Origin of the sequence: Lactobacillus corticis, assembly GCF_018327645.1 — a bacterium.
Taxonomy (GTDB): domain Bacteria; phylum Bacillota; class Bacilli; order Lactobacillales; family Lactobacillaceae; genus Lactobacillus; species Lactobacillus corticis.
In genome coordinates this window covers 109863-127028 of sequence record NZ_BMAY01000002.1, presented here as the reverse complement: position 1 = coordinate 127028, position 17166 = coordinate 109863, and the positions used below count along the sequence as shown (strand labels likewise).

15 protein-coding genes and 1 other annotated feature are annotated in these 17166 nt (G+C 43.3%); of the genes, 6 read left to right on the top strand and 9 right to left on the bottom strand.

All coding sequences use genetic code 11. The features are described 5' to 3' along the window. Nucleotides 1-38 precede the first annotated feature (38 nt). The 6 genes from KI210_RS01890 to KI210_RS01865 all read right to left on the bottom strand — a co-directional run bounded on the left by KI210_RS01890 (nt 39) and on the right by KI210_RS01865 (nt 7275). Nucleotides 39-995: an ABC transporter permease gene (locus KI210_RS01890; RefSeq protein WP_212780197.1), complete on the bottom strand. Its 957-nt coding sequence runs from the start codon at nt 993-995 to the stop codon at nt 39-41. Next, complete coding sequence (locus tag KI210_RS01885) at nt 995-2098, bottom strand: ABC transporter permease (protein ID WP_246487302.1); 1104 nt, start codon at nt 2096-2098, stop codon at nt 995-997. Before KI210_RS01885 ends, KI210_RS01890 begins: the two co-directional genes overlap by 1 nt. After that, nucleotides 2088-3632, bottom strand: a complete 1545-nt coding sequence (locus tag KI210_RS01880; RefSeq protein WP_212780196.1) for an ABC transporter ATP-binding protein — start codon at nt 3630-3632, stop codon at nt 2088-2090. Before KI210_RS01880 ends, KI210_RS01885 begins: the two co-directional genes overlap by 11 nt. Nucleotides 3633-3707: 75 nt before the next feature. After that, entirely contained in the window at nt 3708-4790 is a 1083-nt protein-coding gene (locus KI210_RS01875) for a BMP family lipoprotein (RefSeq protein ID WP_212780195.1), read from the bottom strand. A 245-nt stretch (nt 4791-5035) separates the two neighbouring features. After that, nucleotides 5036-6130: a BMP family lipoprotein gene (locus KI210_RS01870; RefSeq protein WP_212780194.1), complete on the bottom strand. Its 1095-nt coding sequence runs from the start codon at nt 6128-6130 to the stop codon at nt 5036-5038. A 56-nt stretch (nt 6131-6186) separates the two neighbouring features. Continuing rightward, the gene (locus KI210_RS01865) at nt 6187-7275 is read right to left on the bottom strand and encodes a BMP family lipoprotein (protein WP_371870176.1); all 1089 of its coding nucleotides are present in this window, start codon (nt 7273-7275) and stop codon (nt 6187-6189) included. A 413-nt stretch (nt 7276-7688) separates the two neighbouring features. On the opposite strand from KI210_RS01865, the gene KI210_RS01860 reads away from it, so the two are divergent. After that, nucleotides 7689-8345, top strand: a complete 657-nt coding sequence (locus KI210_RS01860; RefSeq protein ID WP_212780192.1) for a type II CAAX endopeptidase family protein — start codon at nt 7689-7691, stop codon at nt 8343-8345. Between the two features lie 28 nt (nt 8346-8373). Here KI210_RS01860 and KI210_RS01855 read toward each other — a convergent pair whose 3' ends face one another. The 3 genes from KI210_RS01855 to cbpB all read right to left on the bottom strand — a co-directional run bounded on the left by KI210_RS01855 (nt 8374) and on the right by cbpB (nt 12111). After that, on the bottom strand, nt 8374-9543 hold the full coding sequence (locus tag KI210_RS01855) for a cation:proton antiporter (RefSeq protein ID WP_212780191.1): 1170 nt from the start codon (nt 9541-9543) through the stop codon (nt 8374-8376). A 40-nt stretch (nt 9544-9583) separates the two neighbouring features. Beyond that, nucleotides 9584-9631 (bottom strand) — a sequence feature (sodium ion sensor (DUF1646 type); this cis-regulatory element may regulate processes involved in with the transportation of sodium ions). A 58-nt stretch (nt 9632-9689) separates the two neighbouring features. Further along, entirely contained in the window at nt 9690-11546 is a 1857-nt protein-coding gene (locus tag KI210_RS01850; protein WP_212780190.1) for a heavy metal translocating P-type ATPase, read from the bottom strand. Between the two features lie 94 nt (nt 11547-11640). Continuing rightward, nucleotides 11641-12111, bottom strand: coding sequence for a cyclic-di-AMP-binding protein CbpB (gene cbpB, locus KI210_RS01845; RefSeq protein WP_212780189.1), 471 nt, complete (start codon nt 12109-12111; stop codon nt 11641-11643). A 579-nt stretch (nt 12112-12690) separates the two neighbouring features. Between cbpB and KI210_RS01840 the strand changes: the two genes are divergently transcribed. The 5 genes from KI210_RS01840 to dltB all read left to right on the top strand — a co-directional run bounded on the left by KI210_RS01840 (nt 12691) and on the right by dltB (nt 17162). Next, on the top strand, nt 12691-13827 hold the full coding sequence (locus KI210_RS01840) for a YncE family protein (protein ID WP_212780188.1): 1137 nt from the start codon (nt 12691-12693) through the stop codon (nt 13825-13827). Nucleotides 13828-13846: 19 nt separating this feature from the next. Then, nucleotides 13847-14143, top strand: coding sequence for a hypothetical protein (locus KI210_RS01835; protein ID WP_212780187.1), 297 nt, complete (start codon nt 13847-13849; stop codon nt 14141-14143). Between the two features lie 119 nt (nt 14144-14262). Beyond that, on the top strand, nt 14263-14418 hold the full coding sequence (locus KI210_RS01830; RefSeq protein WP_212780186.1) for a teichoic acid D-Ala incorporation-associated protein DltX: 156 nt from the start codon (nt 14263-14265) through the stop codon (nt 14416-14418). Between the two features lie 12 nt (nt 14419-14430). Continuing rightward, nucleotides 14431-15939, top strand: a complete 1509-nt coding sequence (gene dltA / locus KI210_RS01825; protein ID WP_212780185.1) for a D-alanine--poly(phosphoribitol) ligase subunit DltA — start codon at nt 14431-14433, stop codon at nt 15937-15939. Beyond that, on the top strand, nt 15936-17162 hold the full coding sequence (gene dltB, locus KI210_RS01820; RefSeq protein WP_212780184.1) for a D-alanyl-lipoteichoic acid biosynthesis protein DltB: 1227 nt from the start codon (nt 15936-15938) through the stop codon (nt 17160-17162). Before dltA ends, dltB begins: the two co-directional genes overlap by 4 nt. Nucleotides 17163-17166: the final 4 nt, after the last annotated feature.

The window sequence follows — 17166 nt, the reverse complement described above, 5'->3', positions numbered from 1 at the left end:
AGGTTTCGCCTTTTTGTTGAACTAATTTTCAATTAAACTTATTTCGATTTAATGTAATTTTGCCCGTCGGCTGCCGGGGCTACCGACTTGCCAAGGAATAATACCAAAACCAGAATGGTGATGACATAAGGCGCAATCTGCAAGTAGACAGATGGGATATGTGAAAATCCTGGCAGTTGGTTGCCGATGATGCTTAAACTTTGAGCAAAGCCGAAGAAAATCGATGACAACATTGCGCCAATTGGATCCCATTTACCAAAAATCATTGCTGCTAGAGCCATAAAACCCTGTCCCACGATCGTGGAAACAGAGAAGTTGCCAGAGATCGCTTGGGCAAAGACGGCGCCGCCTACACCCCCTAAAAAGCCCGAGATGAGGACGCCGGCATAACGCATAGCATAGACGTTAACCCCCATAGTATCAGCGGCTTGGGGATTTTCACCAGATGCCCGCAGTCTCAAGCCGAAACGAGTTTTGTATAATAGCCACCACATAAAGATAGCTAAGACTATTGCCACCCAGGCTGGGGCAGAAGTATTTTCAAAAAAGATTGGCCCTAAAATCGGGATTTGCGCTAAGACTGGAAAACTGAAATTACCAAAGTTGGCCGTGATGTTTTCCGTTTGGCCTTTGTTGTAGATTGCTTTAATTAAGAAGACTGCTAATGGCGAGGCCATTAAGTTTAAAACCGTCCCGGAAATAATGTGGTCAGCCCGCCAATTGACAGTGGCTACAGCGTGGAGGATGGAGAATAATAAGCCAACGATCCCGCCGACCAATGCACCCAGCCATGGCGTGGCATTGCCGAAAGTATGGGCAAAGGTCAGGTTGAAGACGATGCTGGCAAAGGCGCCCATGGTCATGATTCCTTCCAAACCAACATTGACAATGCCACTGTGTTCACTGAAAGCTCCGCCGATTGAGGTAAAAATCATCGGAGCAGCATAGACTAGCGATGATGAAACGATCAAAGCCAGCATAGAAACGATACTCATTAGGCTTCTCCTTCCTTACCCGTACCGGTTGTACCGGTTGCTTCAATGGTCTGAGGGGTTTTGTTCTTAAATAGCAGTTCAATTACGTATTTGATGCCGACAAAGAAGATGATGGCGGCAATAACAATTGAGACGATTTCGTAGGGAATCCCGGCTAAAGTTTGCATCCCCAGGCCACCAATCTTCAAAATTGAGAAAAGCAAAGCGGCCAAGAAAATTCCTAAAGCACTGCCTGCTCCTAGCAAGGCAACGGACATCCCGTCAAAACCGATATCAACGCTGGCGGTTTGGGTAAAGTAGTTTTGGTAGGTACCCAGACCTTGAATCACGCCGCCCATGCCGGCAAAAGCACCTGAAAGCAGCATGGAAACAATGATGTTCTTCTTAGCTGACATTCCGGCATACCGACTGGCGAAGGGGTTCAAACCAACCGATTTAATTTCAAAACCAGTCGTTGTCTTTTTCATCAAAAACCAAAAGATGACCAGGGCAATGATGGCCATGAAAATCCCGGTGTTGATCCGCGAGTAGCCAAACATTTTAGTCAGCCAGCCGACCTGCAGGCTGCCGTTAACGACAGTTTTGGTGGAGTCGGTTGAGATTCTCAACTTGCTGGACATGGTTTGCTGCATCAGGTATTGGCAGGAGTAGAGGACCACGTAGTTGAGCATAATCGTAACGATCACTTCGTTGGTCCCAAAATAGGCTCTGAGAACGCCTGCGATCCCGGCAACAACGGCACCAGCAACCACGCCAATAATAATTTCAAGCGGCACGAGCAGGTAGCTTGGCATGTTTTGGTTGGCTAAGGCAAACCAAACTGATGCTAGCCAGCCAGCTTGAGCTTGGCCAGGCAAACCGATATTAAAGAAACCGGCGGCACTGGCGATTTGGAATCCGATCGCCGTAAAAATCAGTGGTGTGGCTTCCCGGATGGTTTCACCCACGCCGTTCATGCTGCCTAGGGCACTTTGGAACATCGAGCTATATGCTTCGATTGGGTCATAGCTCCATAGCAGCATGATGACTGCACCGACTAAAAATCCGGCGATTACCGCAATAATCGGTACCAAAATATTCTTAGCTTTTGGACTAACGCGCACTTTCGGCACCTTCCTTTCTGTTGATCCCAGTCATTAACAGACCCAATTCTTTTTCGGTCGTGTCATCAGGTCTTACTTCGCCAGATTCTTGGCCATTATGCAAAACCAAAATTCGGTCGGATAGCTGCATGATTTCATCAAGCTCGTATGAAACCAGCAAAATTGCCTTTCCTGCGTCTCTTTGAGCTAAGAGCTGCTTATGAATATATTCAATTGCCCCAACGTCTAGCCCCCGAGTTGGCTGGAAAACCACGATCAGGTCGCTATTGCGGTCAAGTTCCCGAGCAATTATTGCCTTTTGTTGGTTACCGCCTGAAAGTTCGCTGGCCTTCAGGGCGTCGCTGCTGGTCCGGACATCGAACTTTTGAATCAGCTCTTTGGCATGTTTTCTGATTGCCTTGAAGTTCATGATGCCGTGGTTTGAATAGGGCTTTTGGTAATAAGTCTGCAGTGCCAAATTTTCGTACAAAGGCAATTGCAAAATCAGGCCATATTTTTGGCGGTCGGCCGGAACGTGGGAGACGCCCCATTCGGTAATTTTGCGGACTTTTTCATTGGTCATATCTTTGTCCTTGATGATAATTTTGCCGCTTTCAACTTTTCTTAAACCGGTCAAGGCTTCCACTAGCTCATCTTGGCCGTTCCCGTCAATTCCGGCAATTCCTAAAATTTCACCTTGGCGAACCTTGAAGGAGAGGCCTTTAACTGCTTCAGCTCCTCGGTCTTCTTTGACATGCAGATCTTTTACTTGCAAGACGTCTTTGCCAAGCGCAGCCTGCTTTTTCTGCAGCTTGAAATTAACGTGGCGGCCCACCATCATTTCGGCCAGTTCTTCATCGTTGGCTTCTGCCACATTAACCGTCCCGATGCTCTGACCATGTCGAATAACGGCAACTCGATTGGCAGAGGCTTTAATTTCTTTCAGTTTGTGGGTAATCAAAATAATCGATTTGCCTTCAGCAGCTAAATTCTTGATGATTTTGATAAATTCCGTAATTTCTTGCGGGGTTAGGACTGCAGTTGGTTCGTCAAAAATTAAAATATCAGCACCGCGGTAGAGGACCTTTAAAATTTCCACCCGTTGCTGCTGGGCCACGGTAATGTTGGCCACCTTGGCATCTGGTTCAATTGCCAAACCATAATGCTGCGATAGGGCCAGCAAGTCTTGGCGCGCCTTTTTAAGGTCTAGCTGCAATCCTTTAGTAGTTTCATGCCCTAAAATAATATTTTCTAAAACGGTAAAAGCATCAGCCAGCATAAAGTGTTGGTGAACCATCCCGATTCCTAGTTTTTGAGCAGCGATCGGGCCGTCAATGGTAACTTTTTGCCCCTTAACAAAAATCTCGCCGCTAGTTGGCTGCAATAAGCCTGATAAAATCCGCATTAAAGTAGATTTACCGGCACCGTTTTCGCCTAGAAGCGCCAGGATTTCGCCCTTTCTGAGCGTGAGGTTGATATCGTTATTGGCTTTGAAGCCGTCAAAGTCTTTAACGATATGGCGCATCTCAATAATATTTGTATTCTCTTTGTCCATAGTCGTTCTTTCTTTAATAAAAAGCACTCCGCATCATTACGAAGTGCTTTGTATGACACACAATATATTGTGCTACTACTTAACCGTGCTTGCAACCTTAATCTTGCCGTCTACAATTTGCTTGCGGGCCTTTTGCGTTGCCTCCCAAGCCTTTGAGCTTAGGTTGCCCTTGGTAATTGAAACACCGTTGTTATCTAGACCATATACAAGATGTTGACCACCTGGGAACTTGCCTTCGTAAGCCTTGTCGGCAATATCCTTAACGGCAACTTTCAAACCTTTAAGGACTGAAGTTAAAGTAAAGTTCGACTTTTGCCCACCTTTAGCAGTGTATTCACCTTGGCTTGATTGGTCAATGTCAACCCCGATTACCCAAACCTCGTCCTTAACAGCTTTAGCTTGGTTCAAAGACTTAGCTTCAGAGAAGACCCCGTTGCCGGCACTACCAGCAGCTTGGTAAATAATATCGGCCTTCTTAGCGTACATTGATTGGGCAATTGACTTAGCCTTGTCGGTACTGGTGAAGTTACCAATGTATTGGTCTAAGACCGTAATCTTCTTGCCTTGAGCCTTGGCACCAGCAGCCACGCCTTGCTTAAAGCCGGCTTCAAACATGCTGATGACGGATCCTTTGGCACCGCCGATAAAACCAACAGTATTGGTCTTGGTAGTGTAAGCAGCAGCTACCCCAGCCAGGTAAGAAGCTTGATTACTCTTGAAAGTAGCTGAAACTACGTTCTTTTGACCAGTAATTACATCGTCAATGATAACGAAGTTCTTCTTAGGATACTTTTTGGCAGCAGCCTTAACTGAAGCAGTTAACATGTAGCCGACGCCGTAAATCGTCTTGTAACCAGCAGTAGCAGCTTGCGTGAAGTTAGGTTCATAGTCTGAGGCACTTGATGATTCGAAGTATTGGTATCCGCCCTTGCCGCGGGAGAGACCATGTTCTTTACCATAGGCCTTAAAGCCGCTCCAAGCAGCTTGGTTGAAGGAGTGGTCATCAACACCGTTAGAGTCGGTAATCAAGGCGATTGAATGGTTCGCCTTGCCCGCATTTGCGTTGCCGCCTTGTTTCTTGCCTGAGCAGGCAGTAAGGGCAACCCCAGCCAAAGCAACTGCGGTTAAAGCAGCAATGTGTTTGAACTTGAACTTCATTATATTTCTTCCTCCGAAATTTTATAAAACGAACATTCCACTTAGTAATTTAACAATTTGTTAGTTTGATGTCAATTACAAAAACTTTGTTTTCGGAAAAAGTTGGTCTGATCCAGTTTAAAACACGAACAATATTTTTGCTTTTTAAGAAAAGAGAGCCATTGCACTTCAAGCTGGCTCTCTTAGATGGAAATAGTAAAGAATGTAAATGTAAGTGTAAAAAATAGCTTCGGAGTTAGATGGAATTATTTAGAAGCTGAAGCTGGGTGGATTGGAACCTTGATTGTCTTGTTGAGAATCTTGGTTCTAGCAGTTCTAGAAGCCTTCCAAGCTTTGCTTGAAAGTTGTCCCTGGGTGATTGAAACCCCATTATTCTTAAGGCCGTAAATTAGGTTCTTACCACCAGGGAATTTGCCTTCGTAAGCACGGTCAGAAATGTCCTTAACTGCCACGTTAACCCCGGTAATTACGGAAGTTAAAGTGAAGTTGGCTTTCTTGCCGTTCTTGTCCTTGTAGGAACCAAGGCTTGATTGGTCAACGTCAACCCCGATCACCCAAACTTTGTTAGCAGCAGTGCGTTCTTGGTTGATGTTCTTAGCTTCTTGGAATAAACCGTTGCCGGCACCACCAGCTGCGTGGAAGATGATATCAGCCTTTTTAGCGTACATTGATTGGGCAATTGACTTAGCCTTGTCGGTGCTGGAGAAGTTGCCGATGTATTGGTTTAAGATCGTGATCTTCTTGCCTTGAGCCTTAGCAGCATCCTTAACCCCTTGGGTAAAGCCGGCATCGAACAAATCAACGATATCGCCGTGGGCTCCGCCGATAAAGCCAACAACATTGGTTTTGGTAGTGTAAGCAGCAGCTACCCCGGCTAGGTAAGAGGCGTCTTCACTCTTGAAGTTGGCAGAAACAACGTTCTTTTGACCCTTAATAACATCGTCGATAATTGCGAAGTTCTTTTTAGGATATTTCTTGGCTGCCGAAGCAACGGCGTCTTTAAGTTGGTAGCCAACCCCAAAAATAGTTTGGAAACCAGCGTTTGCGGCTTGCGTAAAGTTAGGATCATAGTCAGCAGCGCTTGAAGATTGGAAATATTGGTAGCCGTTGTTGCCTCGCTTCAAGTTGTGTTCCTTGCCGTAAGCTAAAAAGCCATTCCAAGCTGATTGGTTGAAGGAGTTATCGTTAACCCCATTGCCGTCAGTAATTAAGGCAACGGTGCCTTTCTTCTTGCTGCCAGAGGCAGTGCTTGATTTTTTGCCTGAGCAGGCAGCTAAGGTCATACCAGCAGCTAAGAAGACGGCTGCTGCAGATAATAAGTGTTTAATTTTCTTGTTCATTTTTTCGTCCTAAATGTCTTACTTAACGAGTTTTGGTTACTTTCTTTTTTGTTTAATTAACTCTTGGGAGTTGTTGGAACTTTGACTTTTCCAGCGATAATAGCTTGCTTGGCTTTTTGAACGGCTTTCCAGCTCTTGGCATTCATGTTGCCTTTTAACACATAAGTACCATTGCCTTTAACGCCGTAAACCAAGTGCTTTCCTCCTGGGAACTTGCCTTCATGGGTCTTAACGGCAATATCGTAGCAGACCTTGCCGATTCCCTTCATGACAGAAGTCAAAGTGAAGTTGCTCTTCTTGCCGTTTTTATCGGTATAAGCGCCTAAACTGGATTGATCGCTATCAACCCCGATGACCCAAACCTTGTTGGCAGCTGAACGCTTTTGGTTGATTGCCTTGGCTTCTGAAAATACGCCTTCACCAGCTGTAGCGGCAGCATGATAAATTACATCAGCCTTATTGGCATACATCGATTGGGCAATTGTTTTAGCCTTGTCGGTACTGGTAAAGTTGCCAACGTACTGGTTTAAAATCTTGATCTTCTTGCCTTGGGCCTTAGCGCCGTCCTTGACGCCTTGCGTAAACCCAGCATCAAACATATCAATGATGACGCTGTGAGCTCCGCCGACAAAACCAACTACATTGGTCTTAGTGGTGTAAGCAGCGGCAATCCCAGCCAAGTAAGAAGAGTCTTGACTCTTAAAGGTGGCAGAGACCACATTTTTGGCGTTAATCGTGTTGTCAATCATAATGAAATTAGTCTTGGGGTGTTTTTTCGCCTCAGACTTGATTGCACTAGTTAATTCGTAGCCAACGCCGACAATAGTTTGATATTTAGCATTGATGGCTTGTTCGATATTTGGAACATGATCACTGGCTGAACTAGATTCAAAGTAGTTGTAGCCACCGGTTCCTTTTTTCAAGCCGTACTTCTTGCCGTACTTTTGCAGTCCTTCCCACGCTGATTGGTTGAAAGAATGGTCGTCTACGCCAGTATTGTTAGTCACTAATGCAATACTGTGTTCCGTAGTCTTCCCATTACTGCTGTTCTTTTTGCCAGAACAAGCAGCCAGCACTAAACCAACCGCTGAGAGGAGGAGGACTGAAGCAGCGGCACGTTTTATCCGCTTAAAATTCATCCGGATCCCCTTTAACACAAACAAAATAGATAATTAAAAATACAAAATACAAAAAACGAATATATTTATGCCGATTAGCGGCAACGATTAACAAATTAGCCTAAAAATTCGCACTTGTCAAAATTGCGAAATCCCATAAAAGCCTGGTATTAAGCCATTCTTGTTTTCTTAAAAAGTGGGTGAAGGGCTTATCGGAGTAGGGAGGAGCGTGCTTTTTACAAAAAATATTAAAAAACACATTATCTAGTAGGCGAATCACATTTTTTGTCAATGAATGCACAAGATATAGCGTATAGTAAGCGTAAAACAAAACGAACTTTTAACTGAACAGTCGGCAAAATTGTTTGTTTTATTTTGTTTAATAGCATTATTACCTGGGAAATAATACAATAGAGAATATATAACTAGGAGGTGGAGACATGAAAAAAATTGGGCAAACCCTTGGTAGATTTGTGGCGATGATCGTGACTTACTACCTTTATGCCTATCTGCAATATTTTTATTTTTATCCGCAAAAAGCCCATTTGCATCGTAGTTCAGGCTGGCTGTTAGCACTTGGAACTGTGGCAGTTTTGGCTTTCATCTTCTGGATGTATAAAAAAACTATCCCCGAAGCTGATGAATGGCACTTTAATGAAGAACCGCATTGGGATTGGCATCGGCTGGGGATAGCAGTGTTAGGTTATATTTTAATTGTCTTTGCCTCAGTGGTTTCTTTGAATCTAGTTGGTGGTGGCACTTCTGCCAACCAATCGGCATTAAATGCGATTGAAAAGAATGGCTCTCGGGGTTTATATAACCTAATGGTGGTTTTTATTGCACCTTTTTGTGAGGAGACTTTATTTAGAGGCATGTTGCTTAATGTGTTCTTTAGGCATCCAACTCGCACTAATAAAGTTTTGGCTGTGCTAGTTAGTGGCTTTTGTTTTGCTTACATGCACGATCCGACTTTTAGCAAATATATTATCGTATATTTACTGCTAGGGTGTATACTCGCATGGGTTTATGTTGAAACGCGCGATTTGCGGTATTCGATGCTGGTTCATATGTGCTACAACGCTTTAGGCGTATTATAAAAGACGTGAGGCAAACCTCACGTCTTTTTTATGCCATGCTGCTATTTTTTTGGTGCCGCTTAATGAAGTAGTTAAGAATAAATGGTGATAGTACCGTGGTTACAATGATTACCAGGATTAGGCTAGAATAAATATCTTTGGGGAAAAGGTGATAGTTAATCCCAATTTGGGCCACAATCAAAGCTACTTCACCACGTGAAATCATGCCGGCTCCGACAATATTACCTTCGTCTTTAGTAAAGCCGAACAATTCGCTTGAGTATTTGCCGGCCCAGAATTTTGAAAACAGGGCTAGGATGGTCATGACTACAATAAAGACAAAGTCTTTCCAGAAGCTGGCAAAAGTCATCGAAAGCCCGATATCAGCGAAAAAGACTGGAATAAAAATAGAATAACCAATTGCGGAAACTGAAGATTGGACTTCTTGGTGCTGCGGCGTTTGGCGAATTGCCAAACCACCAAAGAAAGCACCAACGACGGCACTCAAGCCTACAAAATCAGCAGCCCACGCCATTGTCAGAGCTAATACCAAGGATCCGATAACTACTGAATAGTTGACTTCAATTTTTTCGGCCAACTTCATAAAGTATGGTGCAACAAAACGGTAAATTAGCCAAACGACCACGAAATACGCAATTTCGATTAATAGATTAATAAAGAAGTTATTAGTTAGCCCGGTTTTACCGCCTTCGTGACTGAAACTGGTAAATAAGCTCAGCACGATCACAGCTAAAATATCATCAACCACAGCGGCTCCTAGGATGGCTGAGCCGGCCCGCGTATTCATTTGTCCGGCTTCTTTTAAAACTACTACCGAAATTGAAACACTGGTAGCAGCAAAGACGATCCCGATAAAGAGGGCTTCGAGGAATTTCATGCCAAAGGCCATGCAAGCTCCGCCAATCAGGACGACGGGCAGGATTACCCCCATGGTTGCGATAGTGACGCTCAATTTCATGTATTTTTTCAACAGGTCTAAATCGGATTCCAGCCCTGCTAAAAACATGAGCAAGATTACCCCGAATTCAGAGAAGAGGGAAACGATTTCTCCTGGATGGACCCATCCCAAGATGGCGGGCCCAAGGACAATTCCGCTCAATAACTGACCAATTACGGCTGGCAAGTTAAGGCGGGCAAAGAGTTGTCCCAAAAGGCTAGAAATCAATAAAATTAAGATTAATTGACCTACAAAGTGCATATCCGTTCCTTTCTGCTAAAAACAAAAAAACTTTCAAGTCGCTCCTTGACCCAAAGAAGCAAATCTTGAAAGTTTCGAAACTCCAACCACAAAAATATCTACTATGTATAAACAATAGTGTACGGTATTTTCAGTCAAAGTGCAAATTATTTACCTGCAAGCCCGGTTTGTTCAGGATTTTTGGGCTCGGTTTTAGCCAACAAGGCCAAACTAATCGTGATCATATCGACCACTTCCTGCAAAATGGCCCCAATAATTGCTGGAATTACCCCAGTGAAGGCAATCAGTTCAATGATAATAACGATCGCAATCGCTGTTAAGACATCGATATTAGCCACTTTCATGGTATGTTTGGAAATTGCGACCGCATCATTAACCTTGCTCAAGTCGTTAACCATGATAACCGCATCAGCACTTTCACTAGCGGCTGTCGCACCTTTGGCTCCCATGGCAATACCAACATCAGCAGCGGTCAAACTAGGAGCATCGTTAACGCCGTCGCCAACCATTACTACAGGGCGATCAGCTGGTTTAACGTTTTTAATAGCAGCGATCTTTTCAGAAGGCAACAAGTCATGCCGAATATCATCCACGCCGGCAGCTTTACCAATCTTTTGGGCAACTGCTTCGCGGTCGCCAGTCAGCATCATAATGTGATGAGCTCCTTGCCGCCGTAATCTAGCCAAAGTTTCAGGAGTTTCTGGCCGGATCTGGTCGCGCAAACTGATGCAGCCGGCATATTCGCCATCAATTGTGACATAGACAGCTGAACCACTTACGCGCTTAACATCTTGATCAGGGGCGACAAAGCTAGCCTTACCGACCTTAACCCGATGGCCGTCAACAACGCCCTCAACCCCTTGAGCAGTCGTTTCAGTTAAGTCGCTAACGGGCTTTAATGCCGCCTTGTCAGTGCTCTTAACAAGCGAAACTGCCACGATGTGGGTTGATTGTTGTTCTACGCTTGCAGCCAAGGCTTGAATCTGGTCTTTGCTGAATTTATCAGTAGCCGGGATTACTTCTTCAACTTCCAATTGGTTCTGAGTCAAAGTACCGGTCTTATCAAAGGCAAAAGTCTTAGCACGGGATAATTTTTCCAAAGTTGGACCGCTTTTTACAATAATGTGGTGCTTAGACATTGAGCTCATGCCTGAAACCATTGCCACTGGGGCTGCAATCAGCAGCGGGCAAGGGGAGGCAACTACCATAACTTCCGCAAAACGCACAGGGTTGCCAGAAAAAATCCAAGCAGCAATCCCTATTACCAGGGAAATAATCGTAAATGGCACAGCGTAACGGTCGGCCATCTTAACGAATTTAGCCGGTTGGGCTTGTGATGATTTAACTAAGGCCACGATGGTCTGATATTCAGAATCTTTGGCTAATTTAGTAACCTTCATCTCGACAGCCCCGTCGCCATTTATGGAACCAGACATCAATTCATCATCAGGTCCCTTTTCTACGGGTACTGATTCACCCGTCAGTGACGATTGGTCAAAACTAGACTCACCATCGACAATGACTCCATCGACTGGGACTTGTTCGCCTGGGCGGACTAAAACATGGTCAGCTACTGCCAAATCTTCTACTTTAACTTGTTCAATCTTGCCGTTGATTAGGCGGTTGGCCATGCGAGGTGCGCGACTTAGCAGGGCACGCAATTCCTTGTCAGCTTGACTAGTAGCGTAATCTTCCAAAGTTTCGCCACCGGTCATCATGATCAAAATCATCCATTCAGCCCAATGGTCACGAATTAAGATTGTTGAGATTACCGCAATTACTGCCAGAACGTCGACTCCCCAGCGTCCATTCTTCAAGTCGGAGATAATTTCAGCTAGCAGTTCATAAGCCATGAAAATCCCGACAATATCAATCAAGATTTCCGAAATGCTCATTTTCCAGCTGAAGAATTGGAAGAATGGTTCAAGGTGGAGTACAAAGTCACATACGACAGCAACAATACCAAGGGCTACAACTACCCAAAATTTCCATTGCCGTTTCATAATCAGCCTCCATATATTCGTTCTCACTTCTTCGTACACCTTAAGAATAACACTTTAACTGAAAATGTAAACTGTAATGATTCTAAATTAGAATTTACTTTTTGGCTTTGACTTCATATTTATCTTCAAAAGTATGAGTAACGTAATTAAAGGCCTTGATCCATTCTCGCCGCGTTAATAAGCCTTGAAAAACGCCCTTGTCGTCGACAACCGGAAGAAAGGCATTATCGATTAAGAGATGAAGTTGGGCTTCTAGCGTAGTTTCAACAAAATTGATTTTGGCAAATTTGGTTTGCATGACGTCACGCACTTTCAGCTCATTCAATACTTCTGGGTTAATAGCTTCGTTTGTCAGCATTTTGTCGGTGATCATAGCTAGACTAAGCAGGCCAACCACGCGTTTTTGCTTATCCAATACCGGAATTTTGGCATAGCGGACCTTGGTAAGAATTAAAAAGGCGTGGTAAAGCGGATTATCATCTTGAACAAAGGCAATCCGACTGGCCGGAATTAAAAAGGAACCGGATTTTTCTTCTATTAAATGTTTAATTGACGGTGAAAACATAGACTTCCTCACATTCTTATGATTACTCCCTTATCATTGTACTAGTTATTGGCAAAGAAAAAGACCTGCAATTTCTGCAGGTCTCTTAAATTTCATCTACTTTGGAGGAGTAAGAATGAATGAATGAAATAAAAAGTGGGAGTATCGTAACAAGTTCTACCGCCTTGCTACGATTTATATAATACGGGTTAATTGTGAAGAAAAGGCACATAAAAGTTTATGAAATAGTAAAGAAACACTTGTAAGTTAGTAAAAAGCCCGTTCAGAAAAAAATAAGCATAAAAAAACGCCGTGGTTCACACGGCGCATTAACGGGGATAGAAGATGAAATGGGTTGGGGATCCCACTTCACCAAGATTTTTCATTATTATATTTGAAGGAGAATGAATGAAAAACAAAAAATTGAGTGAGTGAAATTTCTTTCGTTCACTACGCTTATTATAATAGCCGTAAATTGTGAAGAAAGTGTGACGATTCGTGCTTTTTTGGCGAAAAATTCAAAAAAGTTTTATGATTCAAGATAATTTTCCGGCTAAAGTGAGATTGTGTATAATGTTCTGATAAGGAAGGGGGCAGACCTTGAGATTTCTTGGACGTTTTTTACGTGAATTTGCCATTTTTTCATTGGTAGTAACTGCTTTAGGCACGGCCGGTTATTTTGGCTACCAATGGTGGCAGGAAAAGCAATTGCTGGATAATCGGCCGAAGGTGACTTTAGCCAAAGATAAGACTAATACCAATGCGGCTTGGCAGAATTTCTCGACTTATCAAGCACGTCTGCGTAATAGTTATTCTTTCATTAATAAGGTATCGAATTACGTACCGCCGCGCACTTGGGACGGCAAGGATTTTGTAATCCCGGGCTTACGCTCGACGGTTGCTTATAACTATAAAAAGAAAAAATGGGAACGCATTGATACGATGACGCCTCAAGGCGTGACGATTGCAGGCAAGTATCTGCTCATCACTGCTTATGATGGCGAACATGTTCATAATTCCGTAATTTATGTCTTGGACAAAAAGACGGGCAAATATCTTAAAACGATCCAAATTGATGGTCGTCCCCACCTGGGCGGAATTACGTATGATCCCGAAGGAAAAAATATCTGGATTACCGGATCAATGGGCGAATCTTCGGGCTTGATGAGCTTTAGCATGGCGGCTTTAAAGAATTATCCCAAGGGCAGTCGACAGACTATCTGGTATAACCATAAAATAGCCATTCCTAATGTGCAAAAAGCTTCCACTGTAACCTATTACGATGATCAATTGTTTGTAGGCTTCTTTACGCTTTCAGGACGTGGAAAAGTTGCCGCTTATACCATTGCCAGGAGCGGCAAATATAAGAATTCGATCGCTAATAATGAAGTAAAATCGGTTACTGGTCGCGTTTCTTGGTCAGACCCTAACGGGCAAACGACGATGAGCAAGCAAATCCAGGGAATTGCAATCTATCAAAACAAAATTTTCTTAAGCCAGTCATACGGCAGCAGTTCGTCTAAACTCTACATCTTTCCGATTACTGCTTTGAAGTCACTAAGTGAAAAGAATGCTGAAGAAGTTATCACGATGCCGCCGTATTTGGAACAAATTACGGCTTATAAGGGTCAACTGATCTGTATCTTTGAATCTGGAGCAAAACAATATGCCAAACCTAATAGCGTAATTATGGACCGAACCTTATCGTTAAATATTAATGCTTTGTTTGGCGATTAGCGTAGTAAAGGAGAATTTGATGCTTAAAAATTACCAAAAAGAAATTATTTGGCTGCGGATTGCTGGCTGGGGGTATCTCTTACCGGCAATTGCCGGACTATTACTATGGAAATATTTCCACATGGGAGTTTTTCTTTTGCAAATCGGGATTGCCGTGGTAGTCGGAGCTTATGTCTTGTCAACCACCACCGCTGAACGTTGGCGCAACCCTAAAAATGTGTCAATTTTGGCATGGATCACCCTGTTTTTAATTTCAGCATTAAATTCCATTCCCTTATTTATTGCGGCACATTATGCCAAAAGGATACATGAATAGGAAATCATCAGATAAACGGCTTGTATTTAAGATTCTTTAAAGACAAGCCGTTTTTGTTTTACAAAAGTATTACAAACGAGTAGGCTAATCATGTAATTGATTTACGAGGGGATAAACAGATGGAGAGAAATAAGACACGCACTCCAAACCGTTGGAAACAGGTAGGTTTATTCCTGTTGAAGACGGTTTGTTATTTTGCCATTTTAATGGCCCTCATTTACTTGTATGAATACAGTGGGCTAACCTCAGTTCACTTTATCTACAACGAATTTTAAGGGGGCAAGGAAATGGTAGACAACATTATTACTGCAATCGATCAAGTAGCAGAAACTGATCCTGATCGGATTGCTTACGATTATTTGGGAACGACCAACACTTATCGTGACTTGAAGCAGCGTTCAGATGCCTGGGCAGCGAAACTGGCAGCCACTGTGCCTGCCGGTGATCCCGTCATGATCTGGGGCGGTCAAGATTTTGAAATGGTTTGCGCCTTTTTAGGGGCAGTAAAAAGCGGCCATGCCTACATTCCCATTGCCAGCTATTCTAATGCAGAACGTTTGGCAATGATTCAGGAAGTTTCTAAGGCTAAAACGGTGCTGGCAATTGCTCCCTTACCGGAAGTGACTTTACCAGGAGTTGAAGTGCTGACTCCTGAAGATGTTCCGGCTGGTGGCCAGGCGGATTTGAGTCAGGAAGTTTTAGGCGATGATAATTTCTACATCATCTTTACTTCTGGTACGACTGGCAAGCCTAAAGGGGTTCAAATTAGTCATGACAATTTGCTTAGTTTTGTTAACTGGGAATTGACCAGCTTTAATTTGCCTGATCATCCGAGCTTTTTAGCTCAAGCTCCATACTCATTCGACCTATCAGTCATGAGTTTGTATCCGGCTTTAGTTAGCGGGGGCAAATTAGTCGTTCTTCCACACGAAGTTACGCAAAACTTTGGGCAATTATTTAAGACCTTGCCTAAGATGCAATTTAATGTTTGGGTTTCAACCCCATCATTTGCTCAAATGTGCTTCTTAGATCCAACTTTCGATCAAAAACATCATCCTGACTTAACTCATTTCTTATTCTGTGGTGAAGAGTTGCCACATAGTGAAGCAGCTAAGTTGAAGGATAAGTTCCCAGCAGGCCATATTTTTAATACTTATGGCCCAACTGAGGCGACGGTTGCGGTAACGCAGGTTGAAATAACTGATGAGATTTTAGCCAAGTACGATCGTTTGCCGATTGGCAAGGCTAAGCCAGATACTGAAATTACCATTGATGAAAAGAAGGGCGAAGCAGGTCAAGGCGAGATTATCTTAACCGGACCTAGTGTTTCAAAGGGATACATGAACAATCCTGAGAAGACTGAAGCTGCCTTTTTCCAAGAAGCAGGTAAGAGCTATGCCAGTTATCGGACTGGCGACGCCGGCTTTTTCGATGGCGATTTGCTCTTTTATCGTGGCCGGATTGACTTCCAAATTAAGTTCAATGGTTACCGGATCGAATTAGAGGAAATCAACTTTTATTTAAGCAAAAACGACTTAGTTCGTTATGGGGTGGCTGCTCCGAAATATGATGCTGATCACGCTGTTAAGCAAATTGTGGCTGAAATTGAGCTGAACGATAGCGTTAAAGAAAAGTATAGCAACAGCGAGTTAACTAAGCTTTTGCGAGCTGATCTGGCCAAAAATGTGATGCCATATATGCTGCCGCAACGCTTCGTTTTCCGTGACAGTTTGCCAATTTCACAGAACGGCAAGGTTGATATTAAGGCCGTGATTAAGGAGGTTAATCAACAGTGATTAACTTACAGCCCTATTCCAATCCCCAGTACTTCCTAATTCTGTTGGCGGCTTTGTTGCCGATTATTATCGGCTTATATTTTGGTAAAAGGCTGAAAATTTATGAGGCACTCTTTACCTTAGTATTCTTAGTCCTAACTTTTGGCGGAGTTAAATGGCAGGAAGGAATTAATCTGCTGCTTTGGCTCGTCTTTGAATTTTGTTTAACCTTTGCCTATCAGCATTACCGTAAGCAAGGAAAGAACAAAACCAGCATTTTCTATTTGACCGTGATTTTAGCAATTATTCCATTAACGGTAACTAAATTCATGACCACCCAGCCTGCTGGCAGCGTTCCCTTTGTCGTTGGGTTTTTAGGAATATCCTATGTAACCTTTAAGACGGTTCAAGTCATTATGGAGTTGCGGGATGGAACCATCAAGCAAGTAGACCCAGGAACATACCTGCGCTTCTTGCTATTCTTCCCGACAATTTCTTCTGGACCGATCGATCGGTATCGCCGGTTTAAGCAGGATTACGATAAGGCACCAAGTCGCAGCGACTACATTACGGATATGCAGTATGCGGTCCGTTACATTTTCCAAGGTTTCTTGTACAAGTTCATTATTGGCTGGTTCTTTGGTACGCTATGGCTGCCAAAGATCGAACACCAAGCTTTGGCAGTCGGTAATATGGTCGGCGGGTTAAAGCTTTCCTGGTGGGTTGTCGCCTATATGTACTGCTACAGTATGTATTTATTCTTTGACTTTGCTGGTTATTCACTATTTGCAGTAGGGATTTCCTACTTTATGGGAATTCATACGCCAATGAACTTTAACCAACCATTTAAATCAAAGAATATCAAGGACTTCTGGAATCGTTGGCACATTACCTTGTCATTCTGGTTCCGTGACTTTATCTACATGCGTTTCACATTCTGGGCCATGAAGAAAAAGCTCATCAAAAACCGCATTCGTTTGTCACAAGCTTCCTACTTGATTGACTTCTTGATTATGGGTTTTTGGCACGGCTTGACTTGGTATTACATTGTATATGGTATTTACCATGCTTTAGCAATTATTATTAATGATATTTGGTTACGGTTTAAGCGCAAACACCAAAAGCAGATACCGCATAACAAATTTACTGAAGCATTTGCAATCTTCCTCACTTTCCACGTTGTATGTTTTAGTTTCCTGATCTTTTCAGGATTCCTCAGCCAATTGTGGTTTGGATGGAAGTAGGATA

Coding starts and splice junctions, on each gene's coding strand:
- KI210_RS01890 (WP_212780197.1), bottom strand. CDS start 995: ATGAGTATCGTTTCTATGCTGGCTTTGATCGTTTCATCATCGCTAGTC.
- KI210_RS01880 (WP_212780196.1), bottom strand. CDS start 3,632: ATGGACAAAGAGAATACAAATATTATTGAGATGCGCCATATCGTTAAA.
- KI210_RS01875 (WP_212780195.1), bottom strand. CDS start 4,790: ATGAAGTTCAAGTTCAAACACATTGCTGCTTTAACCGCAGTTGCTTTG.
- KI210_RS01870 (WP_212780194.1), bottom strand. CDS start 6,130: ATGAACAAGAAAATTAAACACTTATTATCTGCAGCAGCCGTCTTCTTA.
- KI210_RS01860 (WP_212780192.1), top strand. CDS start 7,689: ATGAAAAAAATTGGGCAAACCCTTGGTAGATTTGTGGCGATGATCGTG.
- KI210_RS01855 (WP_212780191.1), bottom strand. CDS start 9,543: ATGCACTTTGTAGGTCAATTAATCTTAATTTTATTGATTTCTAGCCTT.
- KI210_RS01850 (WP_212780190.1), bottom strand. CDS start 11,546: ATGAAACGGCAATGGAAATTTTGGGTAGTTGTAGCCCTTGGTATTGTT.
- cbpB (WP_212780189.1), bottom strand. CDS start 12,111: ATGTTTTCACCGTCAATTAAACATTTAATAGAAGAAAAATCCGGTTCC.
- KI210_RS01835 (WP_212780187.1), top strand. CDS start 13,847: ATGCTTAAAAATTACCAAAAAGAAATTATTTGGCTGCGGATTGCTGGC.
- KI210_RS01830 (WP_212780186.1), top strand. CDS start 14,263: ATGGAGAGAAATAAGACACGCACTCCAAACCGTTGGAAACAGGTAGGT.
- dltA (WP_212780185.1), top strand. CDS start 14,431: ATGGTAGACAACATTATTACTGCAATCGATCAAGTAGCAGAAACTGAT.